The organism is Nocardioides bruguierae (assembly GCF_023656415.1).
Taxonomy (GTDB): domain Bacteria; phylum Actinomycetota; class Actinomycetes; order Propionibacteriales; family Nocardioidaceae; genus Nocardioides; species Nocardioides bruguierae.
Genome location: NZ_JAMOIL010000011.1, coordinates 159,390 through 176,926, shown reverse-complemented (window position 1 = coordinate 176,926; position 17,537 = coordinate 159,390). Strand labels below are relative to the sequence as shown.

Annotated in this window: 14 protein-coding genes; 6 read left to right on the top strand and 8 right to left on the bottom strand. The window is 73.0% G+C overall.

Annotated elements, in window-relative coordinates:
• The first annotated feature begins 67 nt into the window (after positions 1-67).
• Both M8330_RS10585 and M8330_RS10580 read left to right on the top strand, forming a co-directional pair.
• Positions 68-475 (top strand): DUF485 domain-containing protein, encoded by a 408-nt coding sequence (locus M8330_RS10585; protein ID WP_250827289.1) that lies wholly within the window; start codon positions 68-70, stop codon positions 473-475.
• The gene (locus M8330_RS10580) at positions 472-2,013 is read left to right on the top strand and encodes a sodium/solute symporter (RefSeq protein WP_250827288.1); all 1,542 of its coding nucleotides are present in this window, start codon (positions 472-474) and stop codon (positions 2,011-2,013) included. The genes M8330_RS10585 and M8330_RS10580 overlap by 4 nt, the downstream gene beginning before the upstream one ends.
• A gap of 73 nt (positions 2,014-2,086) precedes the next feature.
• Here the strand turns inward: M8330_RS10580 and M8330_RS10575 are convergent, their stop codons facing one another.
• The gene (locus M8330_RS10575) at positions 2,087-2,929 is read right to left on the bottom strand and encodes a siderophore-interacting protein (protein ID WP_250827287.1); all 843 of its coding nucleotides are present in this window, start codon (positions 2,927-2,929) and stop codon (positions 2,087-2,089) included.
• A 166-nt stretch (positions 2,930-3,095) separates the two neighbouring features.
• On the opposite strand from M8330_RS10575, the gene M8330_RS10570 reads away from it, so the two are divergent.
• The 4 genes from M8330_RS10570 to M8330_RS10555 all read left to right on the top strand — a co-directional run bounded on the left by M8330_RS10570 (position 3,096) and on the right by M8330_RS10555 (position 6,874).
• Positions 3,096-4,043: a siderophore ABC transporter substrate-binding protein gene (locus M8330_RS10570; protein ID WP_250827286.1), complete on the top strand. Its 948-nt coding sequence runs from the start codon at positions 3,096-3,098 to the stop codon at positions 4,041-4,043.
• 119 nt (positions 4,044-4,162) lie between these two features.
• Positions 4,163-5,086, top strand: coding sequence for an ABC transporter permease (locus tag M8330_RS10565; RefSeq protein ID WP_250827285.1), 924 nt, complete (start codon positions 4,163-4,165; stop codon positions 5,084-5,086).
• Positions 5,076-6,119 carry an iron chelate uptake ABC transporter family permease subunit gene (locus M8330_RS10560; RefSeq protein WP_250827284.1) on the top strand — a complete coding sequence of 348 codons (1,044 nt, stop codon included), beginning with the start codon at positions 5,076-5,078 and terminating at the stop codon, positions 6,117-6,119. The genes M8330_RS10565 and M8330_RS10560 overlap by 11 nt, the downstream gene beginning before the upstream one ends.
• Entirely contained in the window at positions 6,116-6,874 is a 759-nt protein-coding gene (locus tag M8330_RS10555) for an iron ABC transporter ATP-binding protein (protein WP_250827283.1), read from the top strand. The genes M8330_RS10560 and M8330_RS10555 overlap by 4 nt, the downstream gene beginning before the upstream one ends.
• A gap of 69 nt (positions 6,875-6,943) precedes the next feature.
• On the opposite strand, the gene M8330_RS10550 is transcribed toward M8330_RS10555, so the two are convergent.
• The 7 genes from M8330_RS10550 to M8330_RS10520 form a co-directional block, all read right to left on the bottom strand.
• Positions 6,944-7,633: a sirohydrochlorin chelatase gene (locus tag M8330_RS10550; RefSeq protein WP_250827282.1), complete on the bottom strand. Its 690-nt coding sequence runs from the start codon at positions 7,631-7,633 to the stop codon at positions 6,944-6,946.
• Entirely contained in the window at positions 7,630-8,796 is a 1,167-nt protein-coding gene (locus tag M8330_RS10545; RefSeq protein ID WP_250827281.1) for a uroporphyrinogen-III synthase, read from the bottom strand. Before M8330_RS10545 ends, M8330_RS10550 begins: the two co-directional genes overlap by 4 nt.
• A 35-nt stretch (positions 8,797-8,831) precedes the next feature.
• The gene (nirD, locus tag M8330_RS10540) at positions 8,832-9,200 is read right to left on the bottom strand and encodes a nitrite reductase small subunit NirD (protein WP_250827280.1); all 369 of its coding nucleotides are present in this window, start codon (positions 9,198-9,200) and stop codon (positions 8,832-8,834) included.
• Positions 9,197-11,779 carry a nitrite reductase large subunit NirB gene (nirB, locus tag M8330_RS10535; protein WP_250827279.1) on the bottom strand — a complete coding sequence of 861 codons (2,583 nt, stop codon included), beginning with the start codon at positions 11,777-11,779 and terminating at the stop codon, positions 9,197-9,199. The genes nirD and nirB overlap by 4 nt, the downstream gene beginning before the upstream one ends.
• A 165-nt stretch (positions 11,780-11,944) precedes the next feature.
• Positions 11,945-13,510: an FAD-dependent oxidoreductase gene (locus M8330_RS10530; RefSeq protein WP_250827278.1), complete on the bottom strand. Its 1,566-nt coding sequence runs from the start codon at positions 13,508-13,510 to the stop codon at positions 11,945-11,947.
• Complete coding sequence (locus M8330_RS10525; protein ID WP_308196270.1) at positions 13,507-15,600, bottom strand: molybdopterin oxidoreductase family protein; 2,094 nt, start codon at positions 15,598-15,600, stop codon at positions 13,507-13,509. The genes M8330_RS10530 and M8330_RS10525 overlap by 4 nt, the downstream gene beginning before the upstream one ends.
• Positions 15,601-15,742: 142 nt before the next feature.
• The gene (locus M8330_RS10520) at positions 15,743-17,224 is read right to left on the bottom strand and encodes an MFS transporter (RefSeq protein WP_250827277.1); all 1,482 of its coding nucleotides are present in this window, start codon (positions 17,222-17,224) and stop codon (positions 15,743-15,745) included.
• Positions 17,225-17,537 lie beyond the last annotated feature (313 nt).

Sequence of the window (17,537 nt, the reverse complement as noted above, 5' to 3'; positions counted from 1 at the left end):
CGGGCATGAGCAGGGCGTGAGCAGGGCGTGAGCAGGGCGTGAGTCGGCGCGGGCCGGGGGGCGGGCCATGAGCAGCGAGCGGCCGCAGCGGGTCCGGGTGACCGGGCCGGCCCGCCGTCGTCCGCCCCGGGCCCGGGTGCACGAGGTGGACGCCGAGTCCCGCCTCGGCTCGCTGTACCTGCGCGCGCTCGTGCGCGAGCAGTGGTGGCTGGGGCTGCGCACGCTCGCGCTGCTGATGCTCGGGCTCGGCACCCTGCCGGTGCTGTTCTTCGCGCTGCCCGACCTGGCCGCCGTGCACGTGCTCGGCGTCGGGCTCGCCTGGTGGCTGCTCGGCGTGGCGCCCTACCCGCTGCTGGTGGCGCTGGCCTGGCGGCACGTGCGGCGTGCGGAGCGCAACGAGGACACCTTCACCGCGCTCCTGGAGGAGCTGGACGGCCCCCGCTCCGGTGGCCCGGACGACGGCGGGCGAGCGTGAGCGGCGCACCGGTGTGGCCGGGCGCGGTGGCGGTGGCGCTGGTGGTGGTCGCGACGCTGGCCATCGGCAGCCTGGGGCTGCGGCTCTCGCGCACGACCAGCGACTTCATGGTCGCCTCGCGCACGGTGCCGGCGTTCACCAACGCCTCGGCGATCAGCGGGGAGTACCTCTCGGCGGCCTCGTTCCTGGGCGTCGCCGGCCTGCTGCTGACCTTCGGTGCCGACATGCTCTGGTACCCCGTCGGCTGGACGGCCGGCTACCTCGTCATGCTCGCCCTCGTCTCCGCGCCGCTGCGTCGCTCGGGGGCCTACACGCTGCCCGACTTCGCGGAAGCCCGGCTGGGCTCGCGGCGGGTGCGGACCATCTGCTCGGTGCTGGTGGTGGCCGTCGGCTGGCTCTACCTGCTGCCGCTGTTCCAGGGCGCGGGCGTCATGCTCGGCGCGGCGCTCGGGCTGCCCACCTGGATCGGCCCGGCCGGCGTCGCCTCCGTCGTGCTGGTCAACGTGATCGGCGGCGGGATGCGCTCGATCACCCTGGTGCAGGCGGTGCAGTACTGGTTCAAGCTCACCGCCCTGCTGCTGCCGGCGGCGGTGCTGCTGGCCGTCTGGCTCGGCGACGGCCGCCCCGACACCGAGCGCCTCGGCCGGCCCGACTTCCCCACCGACGTCCTCGCCTGGTCGAACCCGCTGGCCGACGGGGGCGCCCAGGGCCTCTACCTGACCTACGCCCTGATCGCCGCCACGTTCTTCGGCACGATGGGCCTGCCGCACGTGGTGGTGCGCTTCTACACCAACCCCGACGGCCGCTCCGCACGCCGCAGCACGCTGCTGGTGCTGGCGCTGCTGGGGCTGTTCTACCTGGTGCCACCGGTCTACGGAGCGCTCGGCCGGGTCTACGCCCCGGAGCTGGCGGCCTCGGGCGAGTCCGACCTGCTCGTGCTGCTCCTGCCTCGGATCGTGGTGCCCGGCCTCGGCGGCGACCTGCTCACCGGCCTCGTGGTCGCGGGCGCGTTCGCCGCGTTCCTCTCCACCTCCTCCGGCCTGGCCATCGCGGTGGCGGGCGTGCTCGGGCAGGACGTCACCGGCCGCTCGTGGGGCGGACGACGGCTCGGCGGCGTGGCCGCCTTCCGGCTCGGCGCCGTCATCGCCGTCGTGGTGCCGGCCGCCGTCGCGCTGGGCGAGCCGAGCGCCGGGGTGGCCACCACCGTGGGGCTGGCCTTCGCGGTGGCCGCCTCCACCTTCGCCCCGCTGCTGATGCTGGGCATCTGGTGGCGCCGGCTCACGCCCACCGGCGCGGGTGCGGGGCTGGTCGTGGGCGGGCTCGGCTCGGGCGCGGCCGCGCTCACCACCCTCTACCTGGACGGCCCGGCCGGCTGGGTCGGCGTGCTGGCCGCGCGGCCCGCGCTGTGGAGCATCCCGCTCGCCACCGCCGTGATGATGCTGGTCAGCCTGGCCACCCAGCGCACCGTGCCCCCCGGCGTCCGCCGGTTCATGGTGCGCCTGCACACCCCCGAGGCGCTCGACCTCGACCGCGGCTGACCCGCGTCGCCGGAGCGAGACGTCATACGGAGCGGACGCAGTCTCCCTCAGAGGTATGACGTCCCGGGGGCGCTCAGTGCGGGGCGTGGTGCTCGGCGTCCCCGTGCTTCCAGTACCCCTTCACGACGCTGTGGGTGACCCCGAGCGCGGAGAGCCGGGCACGGGCGGGCGAGACGATCGACTGCTCGGCGGCGACGAACGCGAGGCCGGCGTCGGGTGCACCGGGAGGCGTCCAGGCCATGACCGCCTCGGCCAGCGGGGCGGTGTCGCCGGTGGCCACCTCGGGTGCGACGAGCACCGAGACGTCCGCGCCCGCGAGCGAGGCGAGGTGCGGCTCGGCGTCCTCGGCCGACACGACGAGCAGCAGCACGGTCGCCGGGGCACCGGCGACCGCGGCCAGGTGGCGCCGGATCGCCGGGAGCGCGGTGAGGTCGCCGGCGAGCAGCCACCACGCCGGCGTCCCCGCGACCACCAGCGAGCCGCGGGGCCCTCCGACGGCGGCGGGGTCGCCGGGCTGGGCGCGGGTGACCCAGTCCGAGGCGTGCCCGCCGGGGTGGACGACGAGGTCGAGAGTCAGCCAGGCGTCGGCACCCGTGCCGCCCCACGCCACCGGGGTGTACTCGCGGGAGACGGGCCTCGGGTCCCCCGGACCCGGCGGCACCAGGCCCTCCGGCCCGATCTCCGGCAGCACCAGGGAGCCGTCGGCCCCGGGCACGAACAACCGCAGGTGGTCGTCGGCGCCGGCGGAGGCGAAGCCCGCGAGGTCGGCGCCGGTGAGCACCACCCGGCGGTACCGCGGCCCGAGGTCGGCCACGGAGGCCACGACCGCTCGTCGCAGCACGAGGTCCGCCCGACGACGGACGAGCTCGAACGGGGCGTCTCGGTGGACGGGAGGGTTGCCGACGTCTGTAGTCATGTGCTTAGGCTTACCTTACTGAGGCAACCCTCATCCAGCCCGGATCGACGATCGCGTCGACCGCGGAACGCGATGGGCCGCCCAGCACCTTCCCCGTCAGCCGACCGGCGCACCGACCGCCCACCCGGGCACCACGCCGGCCGACCCCCGAGAGGAACGACTCCCCGTGAGCCCCCGCAGCACCCCGATCAAGCGTCTGGCCGCCGTCGCCGCCGCGCTCCCCCTCGTCGCCGTCCTCGCCGCGTGCGGCAGCGACTCCGAGGCCGAGGAGGCCGCGAGCACGGTCACCGTCACCACCGCCCAGGGCGAGGTGGAGGTCCCGGCGCAGCCGCAGACGATCGTCAGCTACGACCTCGGCACCATCGACATCATCGACGCCCTCGGCGGCGACGTGGCGGGCGTGCCCGACGCGACCTTCCCCGACTACCTCACCAGCGTCCAGGACGAGGCCGAGGTGGTCGGCAGCTTCTTCGAGCCCGACTTCGAGGCCGTCGCGGAGCTCGACCCCGACCTGATCATCGTCTCGGGCCGCAGCCTGGACTCGATGGACGACCTCGCCGAGATCGCCACCACCATCGACCTCTCCGTCGACGAGACCGACTACTGGGCCAGCGTCCAGTCCAACGTCGAGGCGCTCGGCACCATCCTGGGCGCGCAGGACGAGGCCACCAGCCTGGTCTCCGACGTGCAGACCCAGATCGACGAGGCCACCGAGGTCACCGCGGACGCCGGCACCGGCCTGATCGTCCTCACCACCGGCGGCGAGGTCTCCGCCTACGGCGCCGGCTCGCGCTTCGGCATCATCCACGACCTGCTCGGCGTGGAGCCGGCCGTCGACATCGACGCCGAGACCCACGGCGAGCCCGTGAGCTTCGAGTACGTCGGCGAGGCCAACCCCGACTGGCTGTTCGTCATCGACCGCGACGCCGCGATCGGCGAGACCGGCGGCGAGTCCGCCGAGGCCATCCTCGACAACGCGGTCGTCGGCTCCACCACCGCGTGGAGCGAGGGGCAGGTCATCTACCTCGACGGCGTCGTCTGGTACCTCGCCGGCGGCGGCATCACCGCCATGAGCGAGATGGTCAGCAACGTGACCGAGGGGATCGAGTCCTGACACCCCCGCCCAGCACCGCCACCCCGGTACGGCCCGCCCAGGCCGTGCCGGGGTCCGGTGCGTCCGGAGCCCCTGCCAGGCGCCGCAGCCGCTGGCTGCTCCCCGCCGTCCTGGCGGTCGTGGCTCTCGCCGTGCTCAGCACCTTCGTGGGCGTCGCCAGCGTGACCCCCGCGGCCCTGCTGCGCGGTGACGCGGACGCCTGGCAGCTGCTCGCGGTCTCCCGGCTCCCGCGCACGGCCGCGCTGATCCTGGCGGGCGTCTCGCTCGCGGTCGCCGGCCTGGTCATGCAGCTGCTGGTGCGCAACCGGTTCGTCGACCCCTCCACCTCCGGTGCGGTCGACGCCTCGATGCTCGGCCTGCTCGCGGTGATGATCTTTGCGCCCGGCATGCCCGTCATCGGCAAGATGCTGGTGGCGGCCCTGTTCGCGCTCGCCGGCACCGGACTGTTCCTGCTGCTGCTCTCCCGGATGCCCCTGCGCTCCCCCATCACCGTGCCGCTGGTCGGCATCACCTTCGGCGGCGTGCTGGGCGCGGCCGGGTCGTTCGTGGCCTACGAGCAGGACCTCATCCAGTCGATGCTCGCCTGGCGCACCGCCGACTTCTCCGGCCTGCTCGCCGGCCGCTACGAGCTGCTCTGGGTCGCCGCCGCGCTGGCCGTCGTCGTCTGGTTCCTCGCCGACCGGCTCACCATCGCCGGCCTCGGGAAGGACGCCGCCACCGGCCTCGGCCTCTCCTACCGGACCGTGATGATCACCGGCATGGTCGTGGTCTCGCTGATCAGCGCCACGGTCACGGCCACCGTGGGCGACGTGCCGTTCCTCGGCCTCATCGTGCCCAACGTCGTCAGCCTCCTGGTCGGCGACCACGCCCGCCGCTCGGTGCCCTGGGTCGCGCTGCTGGGCGCCGGGTTCCTGCTGCTGTGCGACGTCATCGGCCGCCTCGTCCGCTACCCCTACGAGGTGCCGCTCGGTGTCGTCGTGGGTGTGCTCGGCAGCGCGGCGTTCCTCTACCTGCTCGTGAAGGGGTCGCGTCGTGTCGGCTGACCTCGCCGCCCCCACCCCCACCCGTCGCAGGCGGCGCAAGAAGCAGGACGCCGGCGGCGCCCGCGCGGCCGCCCGCCGACCCGGTCTCATCACCGGTGTCGCCCTGACTGTTGCCGTCCTCGCCTGCGCGGGCTTCGTGCTCGTCGACCTGCCCGGAGCCTGGGAGTACGCGCTGCGACTGCGGCTGCGCACCGTCGCGGCGCTGGTGCTGGTGGCGGTGGCCGTGGCCGTCTCGACCGTGCTGTTCCAGACCGTGACGGCCAACCGCATCCTCACCCCCGGCCTCATGGGCTTCGACGCGCTCTACCTGCTGGTGCAGACGGCGGTCGTGTTCTTCGCCGGCGCCGGGGCGCTCGGCGGGGCTGCCGGCGGCGGGATCGCCGGGTCACTGCTGTGGCTGGTCGAGGTCGGCGTCATGGTCGTGCTCATCACCGCCCTGTCGCGCTGGCTCCTGCTCGGCGCGCGGCGCGACCTGCAGATCGTCGTGCTCGTCGGCGTCGTGGTCGGCACCCTGCTACGGAGCGTCACCACGATACTGCAGCGAATGCTCGACCCGGCCTCGTTCGCGGTGCTGCAGGACTCGTTCTTCGCCTCCTTCGGCACCGTCGAGGAGGACCTGCTGACCATCAGCGCCGTCGTCGTCCTCGCCACCCTGGCGGTGCTCCTCGCGTTCCGCCACGTCTTCGACGTGCTCGCGCTGGGCCGCGAGGCCGCCACCAGCCTCGGCGTCGACCACCGCCGCGCGGTGCTGTGGGTGATGGTCGCCGTGGCCGTGCTGGTCTCGGTCTCGACCGCCCTGGTCGGGCCGATCACCTTCTTCGGCCTGCTGGTCGCGAACCTCGCCTACGTGGCGGTCGGGCACGCGCACCGCTGGTCGATCCCGGCCGCCTCGGCGTTCGCCGTCATCACCCTCGTCGTCGGCCAGTGGCTGCTCGACCGGGTCTTCGACTTCGGCACCGGACTGTCCATCATCATCGAGCTCGGCGGCGGCGTGCTGTTCCTCGCGCTGCTCCTCGGAAGGGCCCGCCTGTGATCACCACCGACTCCCTGACCAAGCGCTACGGGCCCAGCACGGTCGTCGACGAGGTCACCCTCGAGCTGGCCCGCCCCGGCGTCACCGCGCTCATCGGCCCCAACGGCGCCGGCAAGTCGACGCTGCTCTCCCTGGTCGGGCGGCTCGCGGACGCCGATGGCGGGGCCGCGCTCGTCGACGGCATGGACGTCGCCACCACCCGCAGCCGCGACCTGGCCAAGCGGATGGCGATCCTGCGCCAGGAGCACCACCTCGAGGCGCGTCTGTCGGTGCGCGACCTGGTCGGCTTCGGGCGGTTCCCGCACAGCCGCGGGCGACCGGGGCCGGAGGACGAGGCGGTCGTGGCCGACGTCCTGACCCGCCTGAGCCTGGACGACCTCGCCGACCGCTACCTCGACGAACTCTCCGGCGGGCAGCGCCAGCGGGCGTTCATCGCGATGGCGCTCGCGCAGGACACCGAGTACCTGCTGCTCGACGAGCCCCTCAACAACCTCGACCTCGCGCACGCGGTGGCCATCATGCGGCTGCTGCGCACCGCGGCCGACGAGCTGGGGAAGCGGGTCGTGGTCGTGCTCCACGACATCAACTTCGCCTCGCGCTGGTCGGACGAGATCGTCGCGCTCGCCGACGGCCGGGTCGTCGCCCAGGGCCCGCCCGCCGAGGTCATCCGGCCCGAGGTGCTCGAGGACCTCTACGGCGTCCCCGTCTCCGTGCACGAGGTCGACGGGCACCGGGTGGCCGTCTACTACGGCTAGACCAATAGTGCGCGACGAAAAGCACCGGATTCCGACCGAGGACGGTGCTTTTCGTCGCGCACTATTGGCTCAGACGTGGGCCGCCAGCTGGGCAGCAGCCCGTTCGACGACCACGTCCACGGCGAGGGGGTGGGTGCCGAGGACGTCGCCGACGGGCCCGGCTCCGGCAGCCGCGGCGGTCTCGGCGACCCGGCGGCTGAACAGGCCGGGGCTGAGCAGGTAGAGGGAGACCGCGTCGCCGGCCTGCACGACCTCCTCGGGACGCTTGCCGTACCCCGAGATCGTCGCCAGCCGCACGGGGGCGTCCCAGCCCTCCTGCAGGTACCGGGTCGCGGCACGCAGGTCGCGCCAGCCGAGCGGGTCGGTGGAGCCCGCGGCCACCATCGTCACCGGCTGGCCGGGGCGGGCGCCGGCCTCCAGCAGCCGGTCGACCTGGGCCAGCGCGAGCTGCGGGTCGGGGCCGAGCGGACGGCCCAGTGCCACGTCGGCGTCCTCCGGCGCCAGCGCGCACGCCTCGGGCACGTCGTGGCGCACGTGGTAGCCGGTGGAGAGCAGCAGCGGGACGACGGCGACGGGCCCGTGCACCTCGCGCATGACGTCGGCCAGCAGCGGCTCCGAGAGCTCGACGTAGGCCGCGACCGCCTCGACGCCCAGCCGCTCGGCCGCCGCAGCGGTGAGGCGGCGGGCGTTCTCGTTGCCGCCCGCGCGGCGGGTGCCGTGCGCGACGGTGACGAGTCGGGGCGGACGCGGCGTGGTCACTGCTCCACCGCCAACCGGTACCCACGCTTGACGACGGTCTGCACGGCCCGGGTGCCGAGAGCGGCGCGGAGCCGGGCGACGGCCATCTCGACGGCGTGCTCGGAGCCCGCGGTGCCCGAGGGCAGCTGGGCCAGCAGCGCGCGACGCGGGATGACGTTGCCGGGGTTGGCCACGAGCGCGGCGAGCACCGCCATCGGGGCGGGCGAGAGCCTCACCTCGGTGCCGTCCAGCAGCACCGACTCACCGTGCATCAGCAGCTGGTGCCCGCCGACCAGCTCGAGGGTGAGGCCCTCCTTGCGCGAGGGCAGCTCGGCCTCCATCAGCTTCACCATGGCGGCCAGCCGCGAGCGGTCGGGCGGGTAGATGGTGGGCACGCCCCACAGCTCGAACGCGGCCGCAGTCACCGGGCCGACGCAGACGGCCACCACGTCCGCCTGGAACGCGCTGATCACGTCCTCGCGGCGCCCCATCGAGGTGGCGGCGTCCATGAGGGCGGCGACGGCCGGCGCCGAGGTGAAGGTGACCGCGTCGAGCTCGAGGTCGGCCACGAGGTCGACCATGCCGAGCATGGGCGTGGGGTCCTCGGCGGTGACGGTGCGGTAGACCGTGACGACGTCGACGGCCGCGCCCTGGCGACGCAGCGCGTGCCCGACCATCGACAGCGACTGCCCGTGCTCCTGCACGAGGATGTTGCGGCCGGTGAGGTCGCGTCCGCGCAGGTGGTCGAGCACGTCCTCGAACAGCTCCGACTCCGGCGACCACAGCTCCCGCAGGCCACCGGCGCGCAGGGCGCCGACGCTCTTCGGGCCGCGGGCGAGGATCTCGGCCGGCCGGAGCGCCGCGACCAGCTGCTCGCGCAGCCCGAGCTCCTCGGCGGTCTCGAACCACTGCCGCATGCCGATGCCGGTGGTGGCCACGAACATGTCGGGCGGGTCGGCGATGACCTTCTCGGTGGCGGCCCGCAGGTCGGCCAGGTCGACCCGGTTGGGGTCGCTGGAGAGCGCCGGGGCGTGCACGACCCGAGCGCCGCGCCGCGTCATCAGCGCGATCTGCTCGTCCGCCTTGCGGGCCGCGGTCACGCCGATGCGGAACCCCGCGAGCGGGCCCGCGGCGGCCTGCGTGCTCGGGTCCGCGGTCTCGTCCTCCGTCAGCAGTCCGGTCATCGGCTCCCCCTCCGAGATCGGGCCGGCACCGTCGTTCATGCCGGCGTGCGCTTCGCCCCCACGAGGACCACCCCGCCGTCGACCTTGACGTCCCAGGTGTCCACCCGCACGGCCTCGTCGTCGAGGCACACCCCGTCGGCCAGACGGAAGGGCTGCTTCTTCATCGGCGACGCCACGAAGGGCACGCCGCTGCGAGTACCCACGATGCCACGCGAGAGCACCGAGGCACGAGCGAAGGGACACACGTTGGACAGGGCGTAGACCTCGTCGCGGTGGTCACGGAACAGGGCGACGGCCTCCCCGCGGACCAGGGCGGCCACCCCTGCCTCGGCGGGCACCTGCTCGAGCCGGCAGACCGGCTCCCACTCGTCGGTGGTGGTGTGGTCGGGCAGCGTGGCGGTCATCGGGAGGCTCCCACGGGGATCGTCGTGCCGAGGACGACCGGGCCGGCGTGGTTCTCGGGCCGGATCTGGTCGCGCTCGGTGGTGAAGGTGATGTTGGGGTCGGGCGTGCCGGGGGCGTTGACGAAGGACACGAAGCGCTCCAGCTTCTGGGGGTCGGCCAGCGTGGCCGCCCACTCGTCCTCGTACGTGGCGACGTGACGCTCCATGGACTCCTCCAGCTCGGAGCCCAGGCCGAGGACGTCGTCCACGACCACGGCCTTGACCCGGTCGAGCCCGCCCTCGAGGGAGTCGATCCAGGGAGCCGTGCGCTGGAGTCGGTCGGCCATCCGGACGTAGTACATGAGGAACCGGTCGAGGTAGCTGATCAGCGTCTCGTCGTCGAGGTCGCCGGCCAGCAGCTGGGCGTGGGCGGGGTTCATGCCGCCGTTGCCGCCGACGTAGAGGTTCCAGCCCTTGTCGGTGGCGATGACGCCGAAGTCCTTGCCCCGGGCCTCGGCGCACTCGCGGGCGCAGCCGGAGACCCCGCCCTTGAGCTTGTGCGGGGAGCGCAGGCCGCGGTAGCGCAGCTCCAGGCGGATGGCCATGGACACCGACTCCTGGACGCCGTAGCGGCACCACTCCGAGCCGACGCAGGACTTCACGGTCCGCAGGGACTTGCCGTAGGCGTGGCCGGACTCGAAGCCGGCGTCCACGAGGCGGCCCCAGATGGCGGGCAGGTCCTCCATGCGGGCACCGAACATGTCGATGCGCTGGCCGCCGGTGATCTTGGTGTAGAGGCCGAAGTCGCGGGCGACCTCGCCGATCACGATGAGGCCCTCGGGCGTCACCTCCCCGCCGGGGATGCGCGGGACGACGGAGTAGGAGCCGTTCTTCTGGATGTTGGCCAGGTAGGCGTCGTTGGTGTCCTGCAGCCCGGCGTGGGTGCCGCCCAGGACGTGCTCGTTGAACTGGCTGGCCAGGACCGAGGCGACCGTGGGCTTGCAGATGTCGCAGCCGCGGCCGGTCCCGTGGGCCTCGAGGACCGCCTCGAAGGTCGTGTAGCCGTGGATCTTCACGACCTCGAAGAGCTCGGCTCGCGAGATCGCGAAGTGCTCGCACAGGGCCTTGGAGACCTCGCGGCCGGTCTTGGCGAAGTGGTCCTCGATGATCGCCTTGACGCTGGTGACGCACGAGCCGCAGGTGGTGCCGGCGTTGGTGCAGCTCTTGACGGAGGCCACGTCCTCGCAGCCGTCCTCGACGGCGTGGACGATGTCGCCCTTGCTGACGTTGTTGCACGAGCAGATCTGCGCCTCGTCCGGCAGGGCGGCCACGCCGCCGCCGGTCGACCCGCCGCGCGAGGCCGGGAGGATGAGCTCCTCGGGGTTCTCCGGCAGCGCGATGCCGGGGTTCGTCGACGTGGCGACCATCGGGCGCAGGATGCCGTAGGCGGCCGCGTCGCCGACCAGGATGCCGCCGAGCAGGCGGGTGCCGTCCTCGGTGACGACGAGCTTCTTGTACACGCCGGCGACGGCGTCGGAGTAGACGAGCTCCAGCGAGCCCTCGGTGGTCGCGAAGGCGTCACCGAAGGAGGCCACGTCGACGCCGAGCAGCTTGAGCTTGGTGGACATGTCGGCGCCGGTGAAGCGGCCCGGGCCGTCCAGCAGGGCGTCCGCGACGACCTCGGCCATGTCGTAGCCGGGGGCGACGAGGCCGTACATGCGGCCCGCGGGGGCGGCGCACTCGCCGATCGCCCAGATGCGCTCGTCGGAGGTGTGGCACTGGTCGTCGACCAGGATGCCGCCGCGCTCGGCGATCTCCAGGCCCGACTCGCGCCCCAGGACGTCGCGGGGCCGGACGCCGGCGGAGAAGACGACGACCTGCGCGTCGATCTTGTAGGAGTCCTTGAGCTGGAGGCCGTCGACGCTGCCGGTCTCCCCGGCGGTGATCTCCTGGGTCATGACGCCCGCGTGGACGTTGACCCCGAGCTTCTCGATGTGGCGCACCAGCGTGGAGCCGCCGGCCTGGTCGAGCTGGACCGGCATGAGGCGCGGGGCCATCTCGACGACGTGGGTCTGCAGGCCCAGCTGCACGAGCGCGTTGGCCGCCTCGAGGCCGAGCAGGCCGCCGCCGATGACGATGCCGGACGTGGCGGTGTGCGAGGCCTCGCGGATCGCGTCGAGGTCCTCGATCGTGCGGTAGACGAACACGCCGTCGTGCTCCCGCCCCGGGACCGGGGGCACGAACGGGGCGGCACCGGTGGCCAGCACGAGCTGGTCGTAGCCGAGCACCGTCTCGGTGCCGGTGACCTTGTCGCGGGCGGTGACGGTGCGGGCGGCCCGGTCGAGGGAGACGACCTCGGTGCTGATCCGCAGCTCGACCGCGTCGTGGTCGTAGGACCCACCCGGCAGCAGCGAGAGCTCCTCGGCGCAGGTGGCCGAGAAGTAGGAGGTGAGGGCGACGCGGTCGTAGGCCGCGCGGGGCTCCTCACCCAGGATGACGACGTCGAAGGTGTCGGTGAGGCCCCGCTCGACGGCGGCCTGCACGAACCGGTGGCCGACCATGCCGTGGCCGACGACGACGAGGCGCTGGCGGTTGCTCATGGGGTGTCTCCTGCTGCGGCGGACCGCGGACGAGTGGGGCTGACAGGTACCAGGTTGCGTGGCGGGGGTTGCCCCTCCGTCACGCCGGACGGTGCTTCTCGTGACATCTCGCTCACCGCCTCACGGCCCTCACGACCTCACATGAGGGCGGCGTGAACGTGCAGGTCAGGCGGTTGTGAAGGCGGCGTGAGGGCGCGTGCCGCCCGTGCCGCCCACCGGTGCGCCGAGCTTCTCGGCGAGCAGGTCGCGGCAGGCGTTCGCGCAGCCGCCGCAGCCGGTGGTGGCGCGGGTGGACTCCTTGACGTGCTCCAGGGAGGTGCACGCCCGGATCGCTCCGGCGGTGACGCCGGCGCAGGCGCAGACCTCCGCCTCGTCGGGCAGGACGGTCGGGGTCGGCACCACGTCGGGCAGCAGCAGGTCGCCGTGCTCCTTGATGCCCAGCACCGTGCCGTGGTCGTAGTGCTGGGTGATGATCCCGACCCGCGAGAGGTCCCCGACCAGCGAGGCCGCGACGATCCGCCCGTCCTGCACGACGAGCCGGCTGTGCTTGCCGGCCAGCGGGTTGGAGACCTCGACGACCTCGCCGTCGGCCCCCACCGGGTCGCCGAGCACCGCGACGTCGAGGTCGGTGGCACGCAGTCGTGCGACCACCCGTGAGCCGGCGTGGGTGACGTCCCCGCCGCAGAGCCGGTTGGCCAGCACGCTCGCCTGCTCCCAGGCCGGGGCGACGAAGCCGTGGACGACGCCGCCGTGCTGGGCGCAGTCGCCGATGGCGCTGATCCGGCCGTCGGTGACGGAGGTGAGGGTGTCGTCCACGACGATGCCGCGGCGCACCTCGAGGCCGGCGCCCCGCGCCAGGGCGGTGGACGGTCGGCCGCCGGCGGTGAGCACGACCAGGTCGGTCTCGAGCACGAAGCCGTTGTCGAGCTGGAGGCCGACCGGGCCGTCGTCGGTGACCGAGCCGCCGCTGGGCGGGTCGACGAGGCGGGTCACGCGTGCCCCGGTGTAGACGGTGGTGCCGAGCTTGGTGAGGCTGCGGCGCAGCACCTTCGCGCCGGCCTCGTCGACCTGCCGGGAGAGCAGGTGCTCGGTGGCCTCGACGACTTCGACCTGCAGACCGCGCAGCGACAGGGCCCGCGCGACCTGAAGGCCGAGGAGCCCGCCGCCCACCACCACGGCGCGCGAGCCGGGGCGGGCCGTGACGGCCTCGTCGAGCCCCTCGCAGTCGGCGACCGAGCGGAAGGCGTGGACGCGGGGGTGCAGCGAGCCGTCGTGCCTGATCAGCCCGCGCATCGGCGGCAGCGTCGGGATCGAGCCCGTCGCCAGGACGAGGCGGTCGAAGGGGATCGTGGTGCCGTCGACGAGCATGACGTCGCCGTAGTCGCGGTCGACCGCGAGGACCCGGGAGCCCAGCCGCAGGTCGATGCCGTGCTCGGCGAACCAGTCGCCGCGGCGCAGGGTGATCGCGTCCCGGTCGTGGGTGCCCTCGAGCACCGCGGAGAGCAGGATGCGGTTGTAGGCGGGGACCTCCTCGTCGCCGAGGACGGTCACGTGGCCGGGGTAGCCGTTCGCCACCAGCTGCTCGACCAGCCGGGTCGCCGCCATCCCGTTGCCGACCACGACGAGCCGTTCGCGGCCGTCCTGCTGGTCGCTGGTCCCGGCGTCGAGATCGGCGTCGATGTCGGCGTTGATGCCGGCGTTGATGTCGGCGTTGATCTCGGGGGTGCTCATGCCTGGGCCTCCACAGCTGCTGCGCACACCTTGAACTCGGGCATCCGGCTGGCCGGGTCGAGCGCGTCGTTGGTGAGCCGGTTGACGCCGAGCCAGTGGAACGGCGCGAAGACGGTGTCGTGACGGATGGTGGGCACCACCCGGGCGGGGGCCTGGAGGCGCCCCCGCCGGGTGGAGACGGTGACGGGGTCGCCGTCGGCGATCCCGAGGCGAGCGGCCAGCACCGGGTGCATCTCCAGGAACGCGCCGTCGTCCGGCAGGTCCGTGATGCGACGGGTCTGGGCGCCCGACTGGTACTGGGCCAGGATGCGGCCCGTGGTGAGGTGCAGCGGGTACTCGGCGTCCACCGGCTCGGCGGTGCCGCGGTGCTCGACCACGTGCATCCTCGCGCGGCCGTCCGGGTGGGCGAACCGCTCGGTGAACATCCGCGGTGTGCCGGGGTGGGCGGGGCTCGGGCAGGGCCAGAAGACGCCCTGCTCGGCGTCGATCCGCTCGTAGCTGATCCCGGCGTAGTCGGCCTTGCCGCCGGCCGAGGCCCGGCCGAGCTCCTCGAAGACCTCCTCGGGGTCGGTCGAGAAGGTGATGGGAGCCTTGAGGCGCTCGGCCAGGCCCGAGATCACGTCGAGGTCGGAGTGGACGCCGCGGGGCGGTGCGACCGCCTGGCGGCGCAGGATGACCCGGCCCTCGAGGTTGGTCATGGTGCCGGTCTCCTCGGCCCACTGCGTGACGGGCAGGACGACGTCGGCCATGGCCGCGGTCTCGCTCATCACGATGTCGCACACGACCAGCAGGTCCAGGCTGTTCAGCCGGTCCTCGACGTGGGTGGCGTTGGGCGAGGAGACGACGATGTTGGAGCCGAAGACGAGCAGCGCCTTCGGGCCCGCGTCGGTGCCCAGTGCGTCGAGCAGCTCGTAGGCCGAGCGCCCGGGCCCGGGCAGGCTGTCGGGGTCGACGCCCCAGACCCCGGCGACGTGCTCGCGGGCGGCCGGGTCGACCAGCATCCGGTAGCCGGGCAGCTGGTCGTTCTTCTGGCCGTGCTCGCGACCGCCCTGGCCGTTGCCCTGGCCGGTGAGGCAGCCGTAGCCGGCGAACGGGCGGCCGGGCAGGCCCAGCGCGAGGGCCAGGTCGAGCCAGGCCAGCACGGTGTCGGAGCCGGTGGCGTGCTGCTCGGCGCCCCGGGCGGTCAGGATCATCACCCTGCGGGTGGAGACGACCAGGTCGGCCAGGGCGCGGAGCTCGTCGGCGGAGACGCCGGTGACGCGCTCGACGCGCTCGGGCCACCAGGCCGCGACGCTGTCCGCGACGGCCTGGAAGCCGTGCGTGCGGGACTCCACGTACTCGGTGTCCACGTGACCGCCGGCGATCACCAGGTGGAGGAGGCCGAGGGCGAGGACGAGGTCGGTGCCGGGGACGGGCTGGACGACGACGTCCGCCCGCTCCGCGGTGGAGGTGACGCGGGGGTCGATGACGACGACCTTGCCGCCGTTGTCCCGGCAGCGGTCGAGGTGCCTCGCGGCGGGCGGCATCGTCTCGGCCATGTTGGAGCCGACGAGCAGGACGAGGTCGGCCTGCTCCACGTCGGCGAGCGGGAACGGGAGACCGCGGTCGACGCCGAACGTGCGGGTGCCGGCGGAGGCGGCCGAGCTCATGCACCAGCGCCCGTTGTAGTCGATCTGGCTGGTGCCGAGCGCGACGCGGGCGAACTTGCCCAGCTGGTAGGCCTTCTCGTTGGTGAGGCCGCCGCCGCCGAAGATCGCGACGCCGTCCTTGCCGTGCTCGTCCTGGATGCCGGCGATCCGCCCGGCGACCAGGTCGAGGGCCTCGTCCCAGGTGGCTGCCGCCAGGGCGCCGGTCTCCCGGTCGCGCACCAGGGGCGTGGTGAGCCGCTCGCGGGAGCCGCGCAGGCCCGTGGACGTCCAGCCCTTGCGGCACAGGCCGCCCTCGTTCACCGGGAACTCGGCCCACGGCAGCACCTCGAGCGTCGGCCGACCGGCGGCGCGGCCCGGCTGGAGCTTCATGCCGCACTGCAGGGAGCAGTAGGGGCAGTGGGTGTTGACCGTGGTGTCGGGACCGGTGCTGAGCGTGGTCACGGGAGCCTCCTGCGTCGGGGAGCGGGGCGGTGCCGGTCGTGCCCCGAGGACCGGGGAACGAGTGGTGCCGGACCCGGGTCGTCGTTGACCCGGGTCCGGCGTGAGGCGTGGACCTCGGACTGCGGTGCGGCAGGGGTATGGCTCAGACGTTGGCCTCGGCCAGCGGGGTGCCCTTGCGCATGTAGACCGCGTAGGTCACGACGGCGCAGGCCACGTAGTAGGCGGTGAAGACCCAGAAGGCGGTCTGCACGGCCTCGAGCTTGCCGTCCGCGGGGACCCACGGGGCGGCGAACATCATCGGGATCACGAAGCCACCGAAGGCGCCGACCGCGGAGACGATGCCGACCGCGGCGGAGGCCTCGAGGGCCCGCTTCTTCAGGGCGAGGGTGCGGCTGACGCCGCCCTCGGGGGTGTCGAGCTCGGCCTGGGTCTTCCAGATCGCCGGGATCATCTTGAACGTCGAGCCGTTGCCGAAGCCGGTCATGGCGAAGACGAACAGGAAGGTCGCGAGGAAGAGGTTGAAGACCTGGCCGTTGGCGGCGACGGCCTCGGGGCTCGTGGCGGCCTCGAGCTGGTAGACGGAGTAGAGGATGCCGAGCGTGCCGCCGGCCTGGAGGAGGAAGACGCCGAGGGTGACCTTGGCGCCGCCGAGCTTGTCGGCGATCCTGCCGCCGATCGGGCGGCAGATGGAGCCCACGGTGGCGCCGAGGAAGGCGTAGTAGGCGAAGGTGTAGCCGGAGAAGGCGCCGTCGAAGGTGCCGGAGAAGTAGAGCTTGATGAGCAGGCCGAAGGCACCGGAGTAGCCGATGAACGAGCCGAAGGTGCCGACGTAGAGGAACGACATGATCCACGTCTGCTTCTGCTTCAGGATCGTGGCGGTCTCCGAGAGACGGGTCTGGGCGCCCTCGAGGTTGTTCATGAAGAAGTAGGCACCGGCGGCCGCGACCAGGGACAGGCCGATGTAGAGGTAGCCGACGTTCGCGAGCTGGATGGTCTCGGCGCCCTTGATGAGGCCCCACAGGCCGCCCGCACCGATGACGATGGGGAGGATCAGCTGGACGACGGCGACGCCGATGTTGCCGCCGGCCGCGTTCAGGCCCAGCGCCAGACCCTTCTCCTTGGCCGGGTAGAAGGCGTTGATGTTCGCCATCGAGGAGGCGAAGTTGCCACCACCGAAGCCGGAGAGGGCGGCGATCAGCACGAAGGTCGTGTAGGAGGTCTCGGGGTTCTGCACCGCGACGACGAACATGATCGTGGGGATCAGGAGCAGGAGCGCGCTGAGCACGGTCCAGTTGCGGCCGCCGAAGATCGGCACGGCGAAGGTGTAGGGCACGCGGAGGAACGCGCCGACCGCGGAGGAGACCGAGGTCAGGATGAACAGCTGCTCGGCGTCGTAGCCGAAGCCGGCGGCGGCCAGGAAGCCGGTGCTCATCGACCACAGGAACCAGACCGAGAAGCCGATGTGCTCGGCGAGGATCGACCAGACGAGGTTGCGGCGGGCGACCGGGCGGCCGGTGGACTCCCAGAACTCGGGGTCCTCGGGGCGCCAGTCGGAGATCCAGCGCTTGGTGCGGCGGGCGGTGGTCGGAGTGGTCTCCGACGTCGGGTTCTGCAACGTGGTCACGTTGGCTCCTGGAAACGGAAGAGCGGGCGATGGTCGGGCGCGGGCTCCTGAAGACGTCCGGTGCTGGGCCGCGCTGGTGACACCACGATGTGCTCCCCAGATTTCGAGCAGAGTGTAAAACCCGTCACCTCGCGATCAACTTCGACTCACGGCCTCACGGGCCTCACGGCCGTGAGGCCTGTGAGGCTGTGAGGGCCCGTTCACCTGGGCAAACACGTACGTGAAGGCGCCGTGAAGAACAGGCGGCAACGGCCCGTGAACGGGTCGTGAGGACGCCGCCGGCGGCCCGTGACGGGGTGGAAAAACAGCGCCG